The organism is Lentzea sp. NPDC092896, assembly GCF_044754905.1.
Lineage (GTDB): Bacteria > Actinomycetota > Actinomycetes > Mycobacteriales > Pseudonocardiaceae > Lentzea.
Genome location: NZ_JBIVPX010000011.1, coordinates 169,203 through 188,166, shown reverse-complemented (window position 1 = coordinate 188,166; position 18,964 = coordinate 169,203). Strand labels below are relative to the sequence as shown.

Sequence of the window (18,964 nt, the reverse complement as noted above, 5' to 3'; positions counted from 1 at the left end):
CAGGCGACCGTCAGAACGACGCCATCTTCTTCTTGAGGTTCTCGTCGAGCGCGCCGAGGAAGTCCTCGGTGGTCAGCCACGCCTGGTCCTTGCTGATCAGCAGGGCCAGGTCCTTGGTCATCTGACCGGCCTCGACGGTCTCGATCACGACCTCCTCGAGCGCCTCGGCGAAGCGGATCACCTCGGGGGTGTTGTCCAGCTTGCCGCGGTGCATGAGGCCACGGGTCCACGCGTAGATCGACGCGATGGGGTTCGTGGAGGTCGGCTTGCCGGCCTGGTGCTGGCGGAAGTGACGCGTCACGGTGCCGTGCGCGGCCTCGGCCTCGACCGTCTTGCCGTCCGGCGTCATCAGGACCGACGTCATGAGGCCGAGCGAGCCGAAGCCCTGCGCGACCGTGTCGGACTGGACGTCACCGTCGTAGTTCTTGCACGCCCAGACGTAGCCGCCCTCCCACTTCATGGCAGCGGCGACCATGTCGTCGATCAGGCGGTGCTCGTAGGTGAGGCCCTTGGCGTCGAACTCCGCCTTGAACTCCTCGTTGAACACGCGCTCGAAGATGTCCTTGAAGGCGCCGTCGTAGGCCTTCAGGATCGTGTTCTTCGTCGACATGTAGACGGGGTAGCCCCGCTGCAGGCCGTAGGAGAACGAGGCGCGGGCGAAGTCCTCGATGGACTTGTTGTAGTTGTACATGCCCATCGCCACACCGCCCTCCGCCGGGAACTCGGTGACGACGTGCTCGATCGGGTCCGAGCCGTCCTCCGGCTGGAACGTGATCGTGAGCTTGCCGGCGCCGGGCACCTTGAAGTTGGTGGCCTTGTACTGGTCACCGTGGGCGTGACGGCCGATGATGATCGGCTTCGTCCAGCCCGGGACCAGGCGCGGCACGTTCGAGATGATGATCGGCTCGCGGAAGACGACACCGCCGAGGATGTTGCGGATCGTGCCGTTGGGCGAGACCCACATCTTCTTGAGGCCGAACTCCTCGACGCGCGCCTCGTCCGGCGTGATCGTGGCGCACTTGACGCCGACGCCGTGCTTCTTGATGGCGTTCGCGGCGTCGATCGTGACCTGGTCGTCGGTGGCGTCCCGGTGCTCGATGCCCAGGTCGTAGTACTCCAGAGTGACGTCCAGGTACGGGTGGATCAGCTTGTCCTTGATGAACTGCCAGATGATCCGGGTCATCTCGTCGCCGTCGAGTTCGACGACGGTGCCCTGAACCTTGATCTTGCCCATAATCCTGGGCGCTCCTCTCGCGACGATGCAAGCAGGACAAGCGTACTGGTAAACCGCCGTCCTGTGCCTGCGACCCTGGTTACATCGATTCAACTGGCGCCCAGCACTGCGCCATTGGTGTGAACCGTAGTCCTGTCGCCCACTGGTCACCACGAGAGAGGGCCCCACCAGGCACAAGTCGATCTTCTTCGCCGTTGAACGAGTTTCGCTCCGGCGGCGTTGAAGCAACGACTACTGTCAGCACGGTCGGGTGATCACTGGAAAGGGCGTAAGTGTCAACTGGGCCAACACATGCGATGAGCGGGCTGCTCGCCTGGAGCGCCGTCACCGCGATCGCGTCAACTCACCCGATCGGCCAACTCTCGCCGCAGAGCTGGGCCGTTGGCGCGGTTCTCGCCACTGGCGCGGCACTTCTGCCCGACCTGGACCACCCCGGATCGACCATCTCGCGCACGTTCGGAGCGCTGAGCAGCGGGCTGTCCGCGGGCATCAACGCGTTGAGCAGCTTCGTCTACCGGACAACGCGGCTGAAGCGGGATTCCAAGCGAGACGGCGGACATCGCGGTCTCACGCACACGCTCGTCTTCGCGATGTTCGCCGCCGTCTTCACCGCCGCGGTCATCCAGAACAGCCAGAAGTGGGCGCTGCCCGTGCTGATGTTCGTGTTCGCCGGTCTGGCGGTGCGCGGCATCATGAACGACTGGTGCCCCAAGCAGGACGCGTTGCTGATCACCGTGGTGTCGGCCGGGATCACCTGGGCGATGATCGCGTCGACCTCGCAGACGGACGCGTCCGCGGCGGCGTGCGGGATCGCGGTCGGCATCGGGTGTTTCGCGCACTACATCGGTGACGCGATCACCGAGCAGGGCTGCCCGATCCTCTGGCCGATCCCGATCATGGGCAAGACGTGGTTCCCGGTCGCGCCGCCGAAGATCCTGCGGATGAAGACCGGCGGCGTCGTGGAGATGGCGATCGTCGGGCCGATCGTGACGATCCTGTCGATCTGGCTGGGGCTCGCGGCGTTGCAGGGCACGGGCGCGCTGCCGTTCCTGGACTGGGTGGACCTGCTTCCGATCTAGTTCGTCCCCTGGACATTCGCAGTCCACCTCGGGCTCACCCGTTCGCTCTAGCCTCCACGGACCCCGACCCGTCGTGTGGAGGATCAGCCATGTCCGAAGTAGCCCGCAGACGCTTCCTGCAGGGAGCCGGCGTGCTCGGCGTGGCGGGAGCACTCGGCACCGGAACCGCCTCGGCATCGGGGCGCTACCAGTGGCTTTCCGGCGATCACCACACGCACACGCAGTACTCGTACGACGGCATGTACAGCGTCGAGCAGCAGATCCGCGGTGCGTTGCGGCACGGGACGGACTGGCTCGTGATCACCGACCACGGCCACGCGTCGCACGAGGCACACTCGGTCGAGGCGACGGCGGCGGACCTTCAGCGCGCCCGGCGGAAGTTCCCGCAACTGCTGCTGTGGCACGGGATGGAGTGGAACGTCCCCGGCGCGGAGCACGCGACGCTGTTCTTCGAGGACTGCCGGGACGAGGCCGGGGTGCTGCGCGACTTCGAGCGGCAGTTCGACTGGCGGCTGAACGGCGCGGAGGCCTCGACCCCGGCGAACGAGAAGAAGGCGCTCGACGCGATCCGGTTCCTGCAGACCAAGATTCGCAACGGCACGATGAAGTCCGCGCTGGTGTTCGTGAACCACCCGATGCGCAACGGCCGGGTGGCGCCCCACGAGTTGCGGAACATGCGTGACCTGGCTCCCGACATCGTTGTCGGGATGGAGGGCGCACCGGGAGCGCAGGGCGACGGCGACCCGTTGCGCGGTCCGGGCGGCCACCGCGGCGGGTACGCGAACAGCCCCGGCCCGAACTCCTACGCGCCCTACCCACCCGAGGCCTACAAGACCTTCGGCGGCTTCGACTGGATGACCGCGAAGGTCGGCGGTGTCTGGGACTCACTGCTCGCCGAGGGTCTCGGCTGGTGGATCACGTCGAACTCCGACTCGCACTTCAACTCGCGCGACACGATCGTCCGCGTGCCGGAGCCCGGCGACCAGTTCGACCTGACGGGCAAGCACCTCGACGCGATCGAGGGCGGGGTGCCCCAGGTGCAGCCGCCGTACGTCGACTTCTTCCCCGGCGAGTTCTCCCGGACCGTCGTCGGCGCCACCCGGCGGACGCGCGGCGCCGTGATGGAGGGCTTGAGGGCGGGTCGAGCGTGGGTTTCGCACGGCGGCTTGGTCGATGATCTTCAATTCCAGGTTTACGCGTCCGGCGGAACCCAGACGTTGGGCGGCCGTTTGCGCGTCCGGCGCGGCTCTGACGTGACCGTGCTGGTCAAAGCACGTTTGGCAACCCGCCCCAACAGCGCCGGATTCGTGCCACGATTGCGCCGTTTGGACCTCATCAAGGGCGCGGTAACCGGACGATCATCATCTGAAACGTTGGCCACGCCACATGTGAAGGTCGAGCGATCCTACGAGCCGCGCTGGCACTATGCGGTCTTCACGCACACGTTCCGCAACGTCCGGGAGCCTTTTTACCTCCGATTGCGCGGAACCGACGGCAACCGCGGCGCGTTCGAACCGCAGGCGGACACACCCGGAGCCGCGAACCCGTGGGAGGACCTGTGGTGCTACACCAACCCGATCTTCGTGGAGGTCAGGTGACCAGCACCTTCGTCGGCATCGACGCCGGCTATGAAAACCGCTGGGAAGCGGAGAAGATCGCACTGGAGCTGCACGACACCGTGCTGACCACGGCCCGAACGGTCGCGGTGCACGAGGTCGACAGCCATTTCGCGATGTCCTTCCTCCTGCCAGTCCCCCCGTCCGACGCAGTGGTGAACTCACTGGTCGCGCAGGGTTTCGGCGTCTCCGTACGCGGTGCTTCCTCAGCACGTCAGGTAGGCCCGGAGGCGCTTCGAGTAGGCGCCTCCACTGCTGCTGAGGCCCACCAGTACCGCCGCGAGGGGCGCGCTCTGCGATACCAAGGCCAACGGTCGTTGCGCGGCCGTCATGGCGTGTCGGACATCCTCGCGTTCACGGCCATAGAGGTCGTTCTGCCGCGCGGAACCCACACGGTCGACACGCGCGGGAACCTGACGCCGTTCTTCCGCGACGGCAAGTTGGTGCTGGTCATCGACTAGGTTTCGGGGTGTGCGTGACATCGCTGTCTTCAGTGGTTCTGCCCATCCCTCACTCGCAGCGGAGATCTGTGGCCATCTCGGTGTCGAGCTCTCACCCAGCCGCTTGACGCGGTTCGCCAACGACTGCCTGGAAGTGCAGTTGCAGGCGAACTGCCGGGAGCGGGACGTGTTCCTGATCCAGCCGCTGGTACCCCCGGTGCAGGAACACCTCGTCGAACTCCTGCTGATGCTGGACGCTGCCCGTGGCGCCTCCGCCGCGCGCACGACCGTCGTCCTGCCGCACTACGCCTACGCGCGTTCGGACAAGAAGGACGCGCCCCGGATCTCGATCGGCGGCCGCCTGGTCGCCGACCTGATGGTCGCCGCGGGTGCCTCACGGGTGCTGGCGATGACTTTGCACTCACCGCAGGTGCACGGGTTCTTCTCGGTGCCCGTCGACCACCTGCACGCCCTGCGCGAACTGGCCGCGCACTTCTCCCAGTACGACCTGTCGAACACCGTCGTCGTGTCACCGGACCTCGGCAACGCCAAGGAGGCCGCGCACTTCGCCCGGATCCTTGGCCTGCCGGTCGCGGCCGGCGCCAAGCAGCGGTTCGCCGACGACAAGGTGCAGATCCAGACCGTGATCGGCGAGGTGGCCGGGCGCGACGTGATCGTGCTGGACGACGAGATCGCCAAGGGCTCGACCGTGGTCGAGCTGATCGACAAGCTGCGGGAGCGCGGTGCCGGGCCGATCCGGGTGGCCTGCACGCACGGGCTGTTCTCGTCCGGGGCCCTGGACCGGTTGCAGGCGTTCGAGGACGTGCTGGAGATCGTCGCCACGAACACCGTGCCGATCCCTGCCGACAAGGCCGTGCCGAAGTTGAAGGTGCTGTCGATCGCGCCGGCGATGGCCGAGGCGATGCGGCGGATCAACGTCGGAGAGTCGGTGTCGACGCTGTTCGAGGCTCCCTAGTCGACCCGCAGCTGATCGAAAGCGGCAACGATCAGCGTGGACGTCCCGGCGAGGTTCACCCAGATCAGGACACTGCCTGGGCCGAGTCTCTGGAACAGCACCACGAACGCGTGCACGAGGAACGCCAGCAGTCCGAGGATGACCAGAAGGACGATCGCGGTGGAGAGGCGTTCCTCGGCCTTGCCTCTCTTGGGCTTGGAGCCCAGGTGACCGCGCAAGATGCTGGTGTTCCACAACAGCGGCTCCGGCCCGACAGTCAGGTAGGCCAGAGCGTTCGCGTGGGCAGTTCCGTGCCACGCCCTCATTGACGTGCACAACGCGTCAAGCAGGTCGTGCGTCTTGTTGTGCACGATCATGAGCTCGGTGAAGACGTAAGCCGCGAGCGTGGGCATGAAGACGAGGACGACCGAAGGCTGGCTGATCTTCAGCGGTCCGATGACGATCTCGGACTGCCCACCGGCCGCGAGGAGCTCGAAGACCGCCGCGAGCGTGATCAGGAGAAAAGACCGGCGGCGCTTCTCCTTGGTGAAGTCGGCCAGCGAGGCCTGCAGCCAGTCGATGTACTTCTCAACCTGCTCGCTGGTCGCACCGGTGAGGCCGTCGGCGACCAGCCGCTCGACGGGTTTCGACGCAGCCGGATCCACCAGCACATTCTGGCTGGAGTGCGGCCCGCTCCGAACTCGCCAAACGAGTGAGACGGCTACTTCAGGTGCGCGAGTGCCCTGATCAGCCGGTCCCCGACGTCGGCGGGTCCGGGCATCTTGCGCACCACGGCCCGCTGGTGCGCGAGGCCGTGCAGCCCGAGCCACAACGCCACCGCGTCGCCGAAGAGGTCGTCGCTGCCGTGTGCGATCCCCTGCTCGACGCACGCGCCGAGCACCTCGACGAGCAGCGTGAACGCCGCCACGCCCAGTGAGTCGAGGTCGGCGTCGGTGATCGACGTGTCCTCGACCGACGGGGTCCAGAGGCCGCCGAACATGATCCGGTAGCGCTGCGGGTGCGCCTGCGCGAAGTCCAGGTAGGCGTGGCCGATCGCGAAGAGCCGTGCGCGCGCGTCCGCGCCCGCGTTGTCGTTGGCCTCGCGCAGGACCGCGGTGAGCTTGTCCATCTCCTGCTGGACGACGGCCAGCATGATCGACGGCTGGTCCGCGAAGTGCGGGTAGATCGACGGTGCCGCGATCCCCGCCTTGCGGGCGACCGAGCGCAGCGTGACCGCGCGTTCGTCGCCGCCTTCGTCCAGCAGCGCGACCGCCGCGGTGATGATCTCTTCGCGCAGTTTCCCGCCTTCACCCCTGCGGTTGCGCCTGCGCGGTTCCGTGTTCGTCACGGCCGTAACCATACACCTGAAAGTTTATGGGTGTTAGGCCTTGCGCTCTTAGACTTACGGGCGTTAGCTTATGTCCGTAAGCACAACCGAGACGCCAAGGAGCACACGATGAACGCCACGACCGCCACCACCCGCGCCACCGAGATCGTTCTGCCGGGCGTGGTCGAGCCCGCCGGCCTGCAGGTCCAGGTCCGCGACCTGCCCGCACCGGGTGCCGGTCAGGTCGTCCTGCGCATGGAGGCCACCGGCGTTTCGTTCGCCGAACAGCAGATGCGCCTGGGCAAGTACTACGACCAGCCCGCGTTCCCGTTCGTGCCCGGCTACGACGTCGTCGGCACGGTCGTCGCGGCAGGTCCCGGCGTCGACCGCGACCTGCGGGGGCACCGGTTCGCCGTCGTCACCAAGGTCGGCAGCTGGGCCAGCCACCTGATCGTCGAGGCCGCCGACCTGGTGCCGGTGCCGGACGGCGTGGACTCGGCCGCCGCCGAGACCGTCGTGGTCAACGGCGTCACGGCGTGGCAGATGATGTACCGGACCGCGAAGGTCAAGCGGGGCGACACGATCGTCGTGCTGGGCGCGAACGGTGGCGTCGGCTCGACGCTGGTGCAGTTGGCGAAGCACGCCGGCATCAAGGTGATCGGCACGGCCTCGGCCCGCCACCACGACGCGGTGCGCGAGCTCGGCGCGATCCCCGTCGACTACCGCGACCCGAACATGTACGACCGCATCCGCGAGCTGGCGCCGGAAGGTGTCAGCGCGGTGTTCGACCACGTCGGTGGCCCCGCCCTGCACGACTCGTGGCGGCTGGTCCGTCGAGGCGGCGCGCTGGTCAACTACGGCTCTGCCGCGTCGAAGGACGACGAAGGCAACGCGATGCTGCCGGTGCTCAAGCTGTTCGGCCAGCTGATGGTGTGGAACCTGCTGCCCAACGGCAAGCGCGCGGGCTTCTACAACTTCTGGGCCGGCAAGCGCTTCCGCACGGCCACGTTCCGCGCTCGCCTTCGCGACGACCTCACGCAGGTGCTGGAGCTGGTCAAGGCCGGTGCGCTCAAGCCGCAGATCGCCGCGCGCATCCCGTTGCCGGAGGCCGCCTCCGCGCTGGTGCTGGCCGAGTCGCGCACGGTGCTGGGCAAGGTCGTCATCGTTCCGGAGCCGTGAGCAGGCAGGGCTGCCGCCGGCTGATCGTGGCGGCGGCGACCGCCCTGGTCGACAGGGACGACGCCGTGACGCTGCGGGCCGTGTCCCGCGAGGCGGACGTCCCCACCTCGGCGATCTACCAGCAGTTCCCCGACGTGCCGGCGATCCTGCTGGCCACGTGCCACGAGGCCTTCCGCGAGCTCGAAGCCGCCGTTCTGGCCGCACCGGACGCCTACGCGGCGGGCCTCGCCTACCTGGACTTCGCCGTCCTGCACCCCCGCCGCTACCGCGTGATGTTCGGTGCGGCCGATCTCTCCGACCAGGCGCTGCGGCTGTTCACCCGAGTCGTCGCCGACCCCGACCGGGCCCTGACGTTCTGGCTGGGCCTGCACGGCCTCGCCGACCAGCGCGCCTCGATCCGCCGCTCGCCCCAGTTCCTCGTCATCGCACCGCGCCTGATCAGTTCACTCATCTGAGCTCATCCGACTTCCGGGAGTCCCCACCATGAACGCCACCGCTGTTCGCACCGCCACCGTCGCGTCCACCGAGGTCGACAACCGCGCCGCCTACCTGGGTTTCGCGTTCGCCTACGTCTTCGGCCACGGCGCCGCGCTGCTCTCGAAGTCCGGCGCGGTCATGATGCCGTCGTGGCTGCCGATCGCGCTGCTGGCCACCGGTCTGCTCGCCGGCACCGTCTTCGCCATGACCGCGTCGCTGCGTGCCCAGCGAGCGGCCTCCGAAGCGCGGCGACGAGCCGAGAAGCTCGTCGGGATGGCCTGGATCACCGGCTTCACCGCACTGGCGTTAGCGGTCACCGGCGTGAGCACGGTGTTCGACAAGCCAGAGCTCCAGACCGTGCTCTGGCCCGCCGGCTCGACCATCGTCGTCGGCCTGATCTACATCGCCGAGGGCGCCATCCGCGGCAACGCCCTGCACTACAACCTGGGCACCTGGCTCATGCTGGTCGCCGCCGCGACGCTGTTCATCCCGGGAGCCGGCTTCTTCGGCACGCTGGCCGTGCTGGGTGGCGGCGCCTACCTGGTCGCCGCGTTCCTGGAGCCTCGTCGCCTTGCCGCGTAAGGCTTTTACAGCTGCACTCGCACCGTGACACGACCTTTGTCGTCACGGTGCGATGTCGCATGTCCGGTCCGTTCGCCGCCATCGAGTTCGAGCGTCAACGGACCGCCCTCGCCGTTGAAGTTGCGCCACCACGTCTTCGAGTCCGGCATCATCACCTGGATGTCGACGGTGTCGCCCTTGCGTTGGTAGCCAACGGGTGTGGTGAACGTGCGGCCCGACTTCCGGCCCGTGTAGGACACGACGGTGATGCCCTTGCGCACGAGCTTCCCGACGAGCGGCGCGTCCCGCAGTCCGACGATCAACTTGTTGACGCGGTTCACGATCGGACTCCTGAAGTTCATACCCACCAACGTAGCCTGGTAAGTGGAGACCCCCGTCCACTTGAGGCGAAGTGAGAAGAAGTGACCGCTGAACCGTCTCAGATGCGCGCCGACGCCCGCGAGAACCGGGCGCGGGTGCTGGCCGTCGCCCGCGACCTGTTCGCCGAACGCGGGCTGGAGGTGCCGATGGCCGCGATCGCCCGCCGTGCCGGAGTCGGCGTCGCCACGTTGTACCGGCGCTTCCCGACCAAGGAATCGCTGGTCATGGAGGCCTTCACCGAACAGTTCGCGATCTGCCAGGGCGTCATCGACGACGCTTTGCGCGACCCGGACCCGTGGCGCGGGCTCTGCACGGTGATCGAGAAGGTGTGCCTGCTGCAGGCGGCCGACCGCGGGTTCACCGCCGCGTTCACGGCCTCGTTCCCCGAACTGCACTCCGAGGTGCGCCACCGGACCTGGGAGGACTTCGGCGCGTTGGTGCAACGGGCGAAGGACAGCGGACAGTTGCGCGCCGACTTCTCGCCGCACGACCTGACGCTGGTGCTCATGGCCAACGGAGGGCTTTCCGGCGTACCGGTGGAGGTCGCGACGGCCGCGTCCCGCCGCCTGGTCGCGTACCTGCTGGAGTCGTTCCGGAGCGGCACGGACGTGCTGCCGCCGCCCGTGCCGCTCAGCCTGGACCTCGTGCTCGGTTAGCCGGGGTGGGCGCCGACGGTGTCGCGGATCATCGCGCCGAGGTCGGCGGAGCCCATCCGCGCGCAGTGGGCGCAGCAGAAGAACTTGCCCTCCACCTCCACGCCGTGCCCGATCACGCGGCAGTCGCAGTGTTCGCAGCGCGGCGCGAGCCGTTGGATCGCGCACTCGAAGCTGTCGAACGTGTGCACGCCGCCGCCGACGGTGCGCACCTCGAAGGCCATCCAGTACTCGTTGCCACAGACGTCACAGGTCGCCATGCGCGGAAGACTGCGGCAGGTCAGCCTGGTCGGCAACTCGAACGTCGAGCAGCGCGACCAGCGTCTTCGGGGCAATCACCCGATAGGCGTCCTCGACGAGATCGGCGACGACGTCCCAGTCGACCGGCACGTCCAGGTACACGCCGAGCCAGCCGCGGTGGCCGACGTAGGGCGGGCGGAAGTAGTTCCCGGGAGCCTGGGCGATCAGGGTTTCCTGGACGCCGGGGCCCGCCGCGCACCAGAACGCGGTGCGGTCGTCGTGGTGGTGGTCGGCCGAGGTCACGAAGGTCTTCCTGCCGCGGACGAACCAGGTGGGTTCGCCGTGACTCAGGCGTTCGGTCACCTCTGGCAACGCGAGACAGAGGCGGCGCAGGTGTTCGAGTGCGTCCACCCGAACATCCTGCGCCATTTTCGGTGTGTCAGCCGGTGCCGGCGCGAATCGCGCTGATCAACTCACCGTTGGCCGTGTCACCGGAGAGCTCCCAGAAGAACACGCCGCCCATGTTCTGGCCGCTCGCCCACGAGATCTTGCTGCGGACGGTGGCCGGGGTGTCGTAGCTCCACCACTGGCTGCCGCACTTGGCGTACGCGGTGCCGGCGACGGTTCCGTTGGCGGGACAACGGGTCTTGAGAACCTTGTAGTCCTCGATGCCCGCCTCGTACGTGCCGGGTGCGGCGCCGGTCGCCGTGCCGCCGGGCGCGGCCTGGGTGACGCCGGTCCAGCCGCGGCCGTAGAAACCGAGTCCCAGCAACATCTTGCTCGCCGGAATGCCCTTGCTCTTGAGCTTCTGGATCGCCGCGTCGGTGTTGAAACCGGCCGTCGGGATGCCGGGGTACGACGTGAGCGGCGAGTGCGGGGCGGTCGGGCCCTGCGGGTTGAAGGCGCCGAAGAAGTCGTACGTCATCGGGTTGTACCAGTCGACGTACTGCGCCGCGCCCGCGTAGTCGGCCTTGTCGAGCTTGCCGCCGGCGGACCCGTCCGCGCTGATCGCGGCCGTCACCAGGTTGCCGCTGCCGAACCTGCTGCGCACGGCCTGCATCAGCGTCTTGTAGGAGTTGAACCCGCTGGTGTCACAGGTGAGTCCGCACGCGTTGGGGTACTCCCAGTCGATGTCGATGCCGTCGAACACGTCCGCCCAGCGCGGGTCCTCGACGAGCTTGTAGCAGGAGTCCGCGAACGCCGCCGCCGCGCTCGGGCTGCTCGCCGCCTGCCCGAATCCGCCGGACCAGGTCCAGCCGCCGAAGGAGAACAGGACCTTGAGTCCCGGGGTGACCGCCTTGAGCTTGCGCAGCTGGTTGAAGTTGCCGCGCAACGCACCCGCGTCCCAGGTGTCCGACGTACCGTCCACAGAGGACGCCGCGTCGTAGAACTTGTCGTAGTCGGCATAGGCGTCGCCGAGCGCGCACCGGCCGCCGCTGACGTTGCCGAACGCGTAGTTGATGTGCGTGAGCTTGCCGGCCGAGCCGGACGAGCGGATGTTCTTCACGTGGTAATTGCGCTGGTAGACGCCCCACTGCACGAAGTAGCCGACGACGCGTTTCGCGATCGCCTGAGCGCCGATCTCCTGCTGTGGTGCGGCTTGTGATGCCGGTGCCGCGAGCGTGGCCGCCGTCAAGAGTGCCGTTGCCGCCGCGATGATTCTGCGCCTGAACATAGCGGTCTCCTCGATGGGTGACTGCGCGGCGGCGCTGCTCTCAAGCTAGGTGGACTAGACCACTGACGTCAACAGCTGAACCGGCGACACGGCGAAGCCGTAGGGAGGAGAGGAAGATGCGGCGAGAGCTCAGAAAGGACCCGGGGTGTGGGGTGTCCCCACAGCGACGGCGATCGATGCGGTTCGCGTTCTCCGCGAACAGCGATCCCCTGAGAGAGCGGGACCGGCCGGATTCGAACCGGCGTTCTCCCTCCGTTCCGGAGGGCGCGTCGACCACTGCGCTACAGGCCCCTTCGCCACCGCGCCCTTCACACTAGTCGGCGAACTGCGGGCCGTATGCCCTGCGAAAGTGTTGGACCCAATAAGGTTCACGGACCAACCCCGAACTGGACGGTGTCGTGCCCGGGATCGACTACTACGAGTTGCTCGGTGTCAACCGGGGCGCCAGTGCCTCGGAGATCAAGTCGGCCTACCGCTCTCTCGCCAAGGTCATGCACCCCGACGCGGGTGGGACGTCTGGCGGCTTCCGGCTGCTCCAGGAGGCCTACGAGACGCTGAAGGACCCGGTCCGGCGCGCGGACTACGACCGCCCCGCGAGGCCCGCGCCGACGGTCGTCCGCCCGCAGACACGCCCGCGACCTCGCCGAACAGGCCACACGGGCCGCCTGCGCGACTTCGGCGACGACCCGAACTACGCGGCGCCACGCCCCCGCGTCGACCTCGGCTCGATGGAGTGGTGGCACCGCATCGACCTCGGCGCACGCGTCCGCTACGTGCCCGCCACCGGCCTCGGCCACGCCCCCGCGGCGGCCGCGATCGGTGGGTGGTTCGTCCTGCTCATCCCGTTGGCGATGCCGCTGTCACCGCTGCTCCTCGTCGTCTGGCTGCCGCTCGTGGCGGGCGCCGGTTACGGGGCGTTCCGACTGGTGCGCCGCTACATGACGGTCGCGCGGGCCGAAAGGGCGTTCGCCGGCGAGTACGACGGCAACACGATTTTCGGCCGTCCGGGTGAAAACAGACGCGAACGGCTGACCGCCGGATTGCTCACGGAGTACATGACGCAGCTACCGGGCGTGCGCATCTTCCACGGCCTTGCCTGGCCGGGTTCGGTCTTCACCGACGTCGACCACGCCCTGCTCTGCGGCCGCCGCCTGGTCCTGATCGAGTCGAAGTCGTGGCTGCCCGGCCACTACTACTGCGACGAGGACGGCGAACTCTGGCGCAACGGCCACCCGTTCCGCGGCGGCGGCTCCCAACTGCTCGACGGCGTCGAACGCTTCGCCGAACTCCTGCCGTGGCTGGAGATCCGCGGCGCCCTGATCGTCTACCCGAGCCGCGCCGGCGAGGTCACCTGCGACGACGACCTCGACTTCGAGGTGCCGCCGATGACCCCGGAGCAGTTCGTCAGCGAGATCGGCGACTGGCTGGCCGACGACCCGGCCACCGTCGACCGCGAGGCCCTGCGCGCCCTGGTGCGCCAGGTGATCTCGGAAGTCCGCGTGGCCGGCGCCTAGCTCCCGGAGGACCCACCGGCGTGAGGCCGGAGGGAGCAGTTCGTGTCAGGATTGCCGCCATGACCCGCACGTTGTGCCTCGCGCAGAACCCGGACGCGGACGCACTCCTCGCGTCGGACATGTTCGCCCTGCTGACTGGGATGCTGCTGGACCAGCAGATTCCGATGGAGAAGGCGTTCTCCGGCCCCAAGGTCCTCGCCGACCGCATGGGCGGCCTGGACGTGCACCGCATCGCCGAGGCCGACCCGGAGGCCTTCGCCACCGTCATGGCCACGCCGCCCGCCGTGCACCGGTTCCCCGGTTCCATGGCCAAGCGGGTGCAGGCGCTGTCGCAGTTCGTCGTCGAGAACTACGACGGCGACGTGACGCGGATCTGGGCCGACGGGGACGGGGCCGCGGTGTTCAAGCGACTCAAGGCGCTGCCCGGGTTCGGGGACCAGAAGGCCAAGATCTTCCTGGCACTTTTGGGCAAACAGTTCGACGTGACGCCCGCTGGGTGGCGTGAGGCCGCTGGGCACTACGGGGACGAAGGAAGCCGACGTAGCGTCGCTGACGTGCGCGATCAGAAGTCGTTGCTCGAGGTTCGCGACTTCAAGAAGGCCGCGAAGGCCGCCGCCAAGAAGTAGCACGGACTGTTCATCGTCTGGTGCACTGGACGTCCGCCGCCTGTCCGCACGGGGTGCCATCTTGCCCTGTGAGAGAAGGGCGGTTTCCGTTGCGCATCAAGGCGATTGGCGTTTTCACGGTCCTGGCGCTCGGTCTGGGCACCACCGCGGCCGACGCCGCCACCACGTGGCCAGGGGACTCGGCGAGCAAGACGGCTGACGGTACGAACGTGTTCGGCAAGAACCTCAGCGGGTTGTCGTTCGAGAGTGCCGGGGTTGTGTGGGCGGTGAAGAACGGGCCGTCCACGCTCTACCGGCTCGTGCCGAGCGGCAGCACGTGGAAGGTCGACTCGAAGCGGTCGCTCAAGTTCAAGAACGGGAAGGGCGACCCGGACGCCGAGGGTGTGGTGAGCACGCCGGACGGGCTCTTCGTCGTCACCGAGCGGGACAACGACAACGGTGATGTCAGTGCGCCGATGGTGTTGAAGTTCGGCAGTGGCAGCAACGCGGTGGCCGAGTGGAAGCTGCCCGGGATGCCGTCGGCCGACCCCAACGACGGGCCCGAGGCGATCTCGTGGATTCCGGACTCGTTCCTGACCGCGCAGCAGTTCAAGGACGACACAGGCAAGCTCTACAACCCCGCCGACTACCCGGCGCACGGGACCGGGTTGTTCGCGGTCGGGCTCGAGGCGACCGGCGGGATCTTCCTGTACGCGCTGCAGGACGGCGGGGCGAAGCTGGTCTCGAAGTTCGCGAGCGGGCAGGCGCAGGTGATGGACCTGGAGTGGGAGAACAACAGGCTCTGGGCCACCTGCGACGACCACTGCAGCGGGCGGGCGACGACGCTCGCGATCAGTGACGGGAAGTTCAAGGTGACGGCGACGTACGACCGGCCGTCGAAGCTGCCGAACGTGAACCTCGAAGGCTTCGCGATCTCGCCGAGCTGCGTGAGCGGCAAGAAGGTCGTGCTGTGGTCGGACGACGACAACACGAGCAGTCACGCGCTCAGGAGCGGTTCGCTGAACTGCACGGTCTAGCAGAGGATTGTCGGGGTGCGGAACTATGCTCCCGCGCGTGACCGCACCCCACATCCCCGGCCTGACCGACCTGAGACCGTTGGGCGCGGGCGGTTTCGCCACCGTCTACACCGCGCACCAGGCACAACTCGGTCGTGACGTCGCCGTCAAGATCGACAACCGGGTGCTCGTCGACGAACGCGACCGGAGGCGGTTCCTGCGCGAGGCGCAGGCGGCGGCCAAGTTGTCGGGGCATCCGCACGTCGTCGGGGTGCACGACGCGAACATCACCGGCCAGGGCACGCCGTACATCGTGATGGAGCTCTGCACGGGCGGGTCACTCGCCGACCAGCTCGACCGGCAGGGGCAGTTGCACCCCGACCAGGTGCGGGACCTCGGCATCAAACTCGCCGACGCGCTGGCCGCCGCGCATCAGGTAGGTGTGCTGCACCGGGACATCAAGCCCGGCAACATCCTCGTCGACCGCTACGGCACGCCGAAGCTGGCCGACTTCGGGCTCGCGGCGCTGCTCGACGCGCAGGGCGGCAGCACGGTCACGCGGGACGCCCTAAGCCCCAGCTACGCGCCGCCGGAAGCGTTCGCGATGGCCGAGCCGACGCCGCAGGCCGACGTGTACAGCCTTGCCGCGACGCTCTACACGTTGCTCGCGGGCAAGCCGCCGCGTCCGGTGCCGTGGCCGATCACGTCGTTCGACCAGCTCGGCGAGATCCTGCGCCGGCCCGTGCCCGCGGTGCCGGGGGTGCCGCCCGCGTTGCACGAGGCTCTGGCGAGGGCGCTGCACCCGGACGCGAACCTGCGCACGCCGAGTGCCGCCCAGCTGCGCGACGAGCTGGTCGACCCGATGCGGATGCCCACCGTGCCGGTTCCTCCCCCGCCCAAGCGCAAGCGGTGGCCGTTGGCCGCGGCGGCCGGGCTGGTCGTCGCGATCGTGGCGGGCCTGCTCGTGTGGAACCTCGTCGACAAGGACGAGGCGACGGCCCAGGGGCCCGGGCCGGCGACGACGCAGCCGGGCGGTGCGGAGGACGTCCCGCCGTTCCTCAAGAAGTGCGGCAAGGGGTTCTGCATCGACCAGTCGACCTGCTTCCGCGGGATCGTCAGCATCGGCGGCAACCCCGCTTCGGCGCGGAAGGTCGGCAGCTGCTCGACCGAGCACTACTGGGAGGCGTTCGGAGGCGGCTGGCTCTCCGGGGAGATCCCGGACGTCGACTCCGACGAACTGCTGGCGTCCGTCGAGGTGAAGGACGTCTGCACGCCCGAGGTGATGAAGGCCGCCACCCGGCCGACCGTCGACACCACCGGCTGGGAGAGGACCGCGGTCGGGTTCAAGGACGGCACCCGCAACTACTTCCTCTGCCTCGCCTCGCAGCCAGAGGCCGGCGAGGTCGTGACGAGCGCTTTCGGCAGTTGAGATAATCCACTTGCGACGGTCAGTAATGTAGGCCGACGTGCGTGTTCACGCCGATTTGATCATTGCTGGATTCCGAAGGTACTCGACCTACCGACAAGCGATGCTGGCCGGAATGACCACGAACGTGGTCTTCGGCCTGCTGCGGGTCGCCGTCCTCGTCGCCGCGCTCAAGGCGGCGAACGGTGAGATCGCGGACTACGACGTCGCTGCAACGAATACGTACGTCTGGATCGGGCAGGGGCTGCTCGGGTTCGTCCTGTTGTGGGGAACCAACGAGCTCGCCGAGCGCGTGCGATCCGGTGACGTGGTGGTAGACCTCTATCGGCCGTGGAACCTGCAGGGCGCCCTTCTCGCGGAGGACGTCGGGCGGGGCGGTTACGCGTTCCTGACGCGGCTCGTCCCGCCGATGGTGTTCGGCATGGTGCTGTTCCCGTTCCAGTTCCCCGCGAAAGCCGTGCAGTGGCCGTTGTTCCTGGTCAGTGCGCTCATCGCGTTGGTGATCTGCTTCGGCTGCCGGTTCCTGATCGACATCAGCTCGTTCTGGCTGATCGACAACCGGGGGCTGTACGGGTTCTGGAACGTCTCGTCCGGCCTGCTGTGCGGGTTGACCGTGCCCATCGCGTTCTTCCCCGAGTGGGCTCGTGACGTGCTCTGGATGACGCCGTTCCCCTCCGTGTTGCAGGCGCCGATCGACGTGTTCCTCGGACACGGCGATCCGGTGAAACTCCTGTTCCTGCAGGCGTTCTGGGCCGTGGTCATCCTGGCGGCCGGCCACTTCACACTGCAACGAGCGGTGCGCAAGGTGGTGGTGCAGGGTGGCTGACTCCATCTATCCGAGGCTCATCGGCGCGCGGTTGAGAAGCCAGATGTCCTACCGCGCGTCGTTCGCGCTCGACCTCGCCACGCAGGTGCTCGCGCAGTGGATCGAGCTGGTCGTCATCCTCGTGCTGTTCGGTCACGTCAGTGCGCTCGGCGGGTTCACCAAGAACGAAGTGCTGCTGATGTACGCGTTCGCGGGCATCGCGTTCGGCGTCGCCGACCTCTTCGCCGGACAGCTCGACAACCTGCCGACGTACATCCGCACCGGCAACTTCGACGTGCTGCTGATGCGACCGCTCGGCACGCTGCCGCAGATCATGGTGTCGGACGTCCGCCTGCGCAGGGTCGGGCGCATCGCCGGCGCGATCGCCGTGATGGTCTACGCGCTGACGCAGGTCGGCATCGGCTGGACACCGGGCAAGGTCGCGCTGGCCGTCGTCACGCCGCTGGCCGGTGCGGTCATCTACGGCGCGGTCTGGGTGGTGGCCTGCTCGATCTGCTTCTGGATCGTCGAGGGGCGCGAGTTCGCCAACGCGGTCACCTACGGCAGCAACACCTTCACGTCGTACCCGATCAACGTCTACTCACGGCCGTTGCGCTGGCTGATGGCGTTCATCGTGCCGGGGGCGTTCGTCGCGTACTACCCGAGCCTCGCGCTGCTCGGGAAGCAGGATCCGCTCGGCCTTCCTGGCTGGGTCGGCTGGACATCACCGCTCGTCGCGGCCCTGGCGGCCACAGTTGCCGGGTTCGTGTGGCGGTTCGCGGTCAGGCACTACCGGGGAACGGGATCATGATCGAGGTCAGGGAGCTCCGCAGGGAGTTCAAGGTCGCCACGTCGAAAGGCCTGCGGCGCAACTACAAGACGGTCACGGCGGTCGACGGCGTCACGTTCGGCGTGCAGGCCGGAGAAGCCGTCGGGTACGTCGGGCCGAACGGCGCCGGCAAGTCCACGACGATCAAGATGCTGACCGGGATCCTGGTGCCGACCAGCGGGCACATCGAGGTGGGCGGCGTGGATCCGTCGAGGCAGCGGCGGGATCTCGCGAAACGCATCGGGGTCGTGTTCGGCCAGCGCAGCCAGCTCTGGTGGGATCTGCCGCTCAAGGACAGCTTCGACCTGCTCAGGTCCATCTACCGGGTGTCGGCCGAGGACTACCGGAAGCGGCTCGACGAGTGCGTCGAACTCCTTGGCCTGCAAGAGCTTCTGATCACGCCGGTGCGGCAGCTCTCGCTGGGGCAACGGATGCGCGGCGAGATCACCGCCGCCCTGCTGCACGCCCCCGAGCTCTTGGTGCTGGACGAGCCGACGATCGGCCTGGACCTGGAGTCGAAGGAGCGCCTCAGGGAGTTCCTCGCGGACATCAACGCCCGCCGGGGCACCACGCTCCTGCTCACCACCCACGACCTCGACGACATCGAACGCCTCTGCCCGCGGCTGATGGTGATCGACCACGGCCGGGTGCTCGCCGACGGCCCGCTGGACGCGCTGCGCGCCGAGGTCACCCCGGACCGCGAGCTCGTCATCGACCTCAGGGAACCCGGCCCGGCGCCGGACGTCCCCGGAGTAACGGCGGTGCGCAGCGAGGCCAACGGGTTGCGACACCACCTCACGTTCAGGAGGGCGGAGACGACGGCGGCACAGTTGATCACCCAGGTGGTGCGGCAGGTGGAGGTCCACGACCTCGCCGTCGTGGAGCCGGAAATCGACGACGTCATCCGCAAGCTCTACCAACGGCAACTCGATCAAGACGTACATCGGTAGAG

The 18,964-nt window shown here is 68.0% G+C and carries 22 protein-coding genes and 1 tRNA gene; 15 read left to right on the top strand and 8 right to left on the bottom strand.

The genetic code is table 11. From position 1 onward, the window contains the following. Positions 1-10: 10 nt before the first annotated feature. Complete coding sequence (locus ACIQF0_RS39950) at positions 11-1,234, bottom strand: NADP-dependent isocitrate dehydrogenase (protein WP_319975034.1); 1,224 nt, start codon at positions 1,232-1,234, stop codon at positions 11-13. A 272-nt stretch (positions 1,235-1,506) separates the two neighbouring features. Between ACIQF0_RS39950 and ACIQF0_RS39945 the strand changes: the two genes are divergently transcribed. From ACIQF0_RS39945 to ACIQF0_RS39930, 4 genes are all read left to right on the top strand, one after another. Beyond that, positions 1,507-2,313: a metal-dependent hydrolase gene (locus ACIQF0_RS39945; protein WP_401038858.1), complete on the top strand. Its 807-nt coding sequence runs from the start codon at positions 1,507-1,509 to the stop codon at positions 2,311-2,313. An 89-nt stretch (positions 2,314-2,402) separates the two neighbouring features. After that, the gene (locus ACIQF0_RS39940) at positions 2,403-3,911 is read left to right on the top strand and encodes a PHP domain-containing protein (protein ID WP_401038855.1); all 1,509 of its coding nucleotides are present in this window, start codon (positions 2,403-2,405) and stop codon (positions 3,909-3,911) included. Beyond that, positions 3,908-4,390, top strand: a complete 483-nt coding sequence (locus ACIQF0_RS39935; RefSeq protein WP_360044454.1) for a hypothetical protein — start codon at positions 3,908-3,910, stop codon at positions 4,388-4,390. Before ACIQF0_RS39940 ends, ACIQF0_RS39935 begins: the two co-directional genes overlap by 4 nt. Positions 4,391-4,400: 10 nt before the next feature. Next, a complete protein-coding gene (locus tag ACIQF0_RS39930) occupies positions 4,401-5,345 on the top strand; it encodes a ribose-phosphate pyrophosphokinase (protein ID WP_360044457.1) in 945 nt (314 codons plus the stop codon). On the opposite strand, the gene ACIQF0_RS39925 is transcribed toward ACIQF0_RS39930, so the two are convergent. Together ACIQF0_RS39925 and ACIQF0_RS39920 are read right to left on the bottom strand one after the other, a co-directional pair. Further along, positions 5,342-5,989, bottom strand: coding sequence for a hypothetical protein (locus tag ACIQF0_RS39925; RefSeq protein ID WP_401038852.1), 648 nt, complete (start codon positions 5,987-5,989; stop codon positions 5,342-5,344). The genes ACIQF0_RS39930 and ACIQF0_RS39925 overlap by 4 nt on opposite strands. A 56-nt stretch (positions 5,990-6,045) precedes the next feature. Beyond that, on the bottom strand, positions 6,046-6,672 hold the full coding sequence (locus ACIQF0_RS39920) for a TetR/AcrR family transcriptional regulator (protein WP_401038850.1): 627 nt from the start codon (positions 6,670-6,672) through the stop codon (positions 6,046-6,048). A 108-nt stretch (positions 6,673-6,780) separates the two neighbouring features. On the opposite strand from ACIQF0_RS39920, the gene ACIQF0_RS39915 reads away from it, so the two are divergent. The 3 genes from ACIQF0_RS39915 to ACIQF0_RS39905 are packed head-to-tail and all read left to right on the top strand — an operon-like array spanning position 6,781 to position 8,889. Continuing rightward, a complete protein-coding gene (locus ACIQF0_RS39915) occupies positions 6,781-7,830 on the top strand; it encodes a medium chain dehydrogenase/reductase family protein (RefSeq protein WP_401038847.1) in 1,050 nt (349 codons plus the stop codon). Further along, positions 7,827-8,285, top strand: coding sequence for a TetR/AcrR family transcriptional regulator (locus ACIQF0_RS39910; protein WP_401038845.1), 459 nt, complete (start codon positions 7,827-7,829; stop codon positions 8,283-8,285). The genes ACIQF0_RS39915 and ACIQF0_RS39910 overlap by 4 nt, the downstream gene beginning before the upstream one ends. Before the next feature lie 28 nt (positions 8,286-8,313). Beyond that, positions 8,314-8,889, top strand: coding sequence for an ABC transporter permease (locus ACIQF0_RS39905; RefSeq protein WP_401038844.1), 576 nt, complete (start codon positions 8,314-8,316; stop codon positions 8,887-8,889). Between the two features lie 5 nt (positions 8,890-8,894). Here the strand turns inward: ACIQF0_RS39905 and ACIQF0_RS39900 are convergent, their stop codons facing one another. Further along, positions 8,895-9,230: a nitroreductase/quinone reductase family protein gene (locus ACIQF0_RS39900; RefSeq protein ID WP_401038841.1), complete on the bottom strand. Its 336-nt coding sequence runs from the start codon at positions 9,228-9,230 to the stop codon at positions 8,895-8,897. Positions 9,231-9,290: 60 nt separating this feature from the next. On the opposite strand from ACIQF0_RS39900, the gene ACIQF0_RS39895 reads away from it, so the two are divergent. After that, entirely contained in the window at positions 9,291-9,905 is a 615-nt protein-coding gene (locus ACIQF0_RS39895) for a TetR/AcrR family transcriptional regulator (RefSeq protein WP_401038838.1), read from the top strand. Here ACIQF0_RS39895 and ACIQF0_RS39890 read toward each other — a convergent pair. From ACIQF0_RS39890 to ACIQF0_RS39875, 4 genes are all read right to left on the bottom strand, one after another. Further along, positions 9,902-10,162, bottom strand: coding sequence for a hypothetical protein (locus ACIQF0_RS39890; RefSeq protein ID WP_030478439.1), 261 nt, complete (start codon positions 10,160-10,162; stop codon positions 9,902-9,904). The genes ACIQF0_RS39895 and ACIQF0_RS39890 overlap by 4 nt on opposite strands. Next, positions 10,149-10,571, bottom strand: a complete 423-nt coding sequence (locus ACIQF0_RS39885) for an MmcQ/YjbR family DNA-binding protein (protein WP_401038835.1) — start codon at positions 10,569-10,571, stop codon at positions 10,149-10,151. Before ACIQF0_RS39885 ends, ACIQF0_RS39890 begins: the two co-directional genes overlap by 14 nt. A gap of 10 nt (positions 10,572-10,581) precedes the next feature. Then, positions 10,582-11,817 carry a glycoside hydrolase family 18 protein gene (locus ACIQF0_RS39880; RefSeq protein WP_401038833.1) on the bottom strand — a complete coding sequence of 412 codons (1,236 nt, stop codon included), beginning with the start codon at positions 11,815-11,817 and terminating at the stop codon, positions 10,582-10,584. A gap of 218 nt (positions 11,818-12,035) precedes the next feature. After that, a tRNA-Ser gene (locus ACIQF0_RS39875) sits at positions 12,036-12,109 on the bottom strand. A gap of 106 nt (positions 12,110-12,215) precedes the next feature. On the opposite strand from ACIQF0_RS39875, the gene ACIQF0_RS39870 reads away from it, so the two are divergent. From ACIQF0_RS39870 to ACIQF0_RS39840, 7 genes are all read left to right on the top strand, one after another. After that, complete coding sequence (locus ACIQF0_RS39870; protein ID WP_360044490.1) at positions 12,216-13,331, top strand: DnaJ domain-containing protein; 1,116 nt, start codon at positions 12,216-12,218, stop codon at positions 13,329-13,331. A 59-nt stretch (positions 13,332-13,390) separates the two neighbouring features. Beyond that, a complete protein-coding gene (locus ACIQF0_RS39865) occupies positions 13,391-13,957 on the top strand; it encodes an HhH-GPD-type base excision DNA repair protein (protein ID WP_360044493.1) in 567 nt (188 codons plus the stop codon). 68 nt (positions 13,958-14,025) lie between these two features. Next, the gene (locus ACIQF0_RS39860; protein ID WP_401038829.1) at positions 14,026-14,973 is read left to right on the top strand and encodes an esterase-like activity of phytase family protein; all 948 of its coding nucleotides are present in this window, start codon (positions 14,026-14,028) and stop codon (positions 14,971-14,973) included. A 37-nt stretch (positions 14,974-15,010) separates the two neighbouring features. Beyond that, positions 15,011-16,381, top strand: a complete 1,371-nt coding sequence (locus ACIQF0_RS39855; protein ID WP_401038827.1) for a serine/threonine-protein kinase — start codon at positions 15,011-15,013, stop codon at positions 16,379-16,381. Between the two features lie 112 nt (positions 16,382-16,493). Then, positions 16,494-17,204 carry an ABC transporter permease gene (locus tag ACIQF0_RS39850; RefSeq protein ID WP_401038825.1) on the top strand — a complete coding sequence of 237 codons (711 nt, stop codon included), beginning with the start codon at positions 16,494-16,496 and terminating at the stop codon, positions 17,202-17,204. Continuing rightward, positions 17,197-17,994, top strand: a complete 798-nt coding sequence (locus ACIQF0_RS39845) for an ABC transporter permease (RefSeq protein WP_401038822.1) — start codon at positions 17,197-17,199, stop codon at positions 17,992-17,994. Before ACIQF0_RS39850 ends, ACIQF0_RS39845 begins: the two co-directional genes overlap by 8 nt. Continuing rightward, positions 17,991-18,962, top strand: a complete 972-nt coding sequence (locus tag ACIQF0_RS39840; protein ID WP_401038819.1) for an ATP-binding cassette domain-containing protein — start codon at positions 17,991-17,993, stop codon at positions 18,960-18,962. Before ACIQF0_RS39845 ends, ACIQF0_RS39840 begins: the two co-directional genes overlap by 4 nt. Positions 18,963-18,964: the final 2 nt, after the last annotated feature.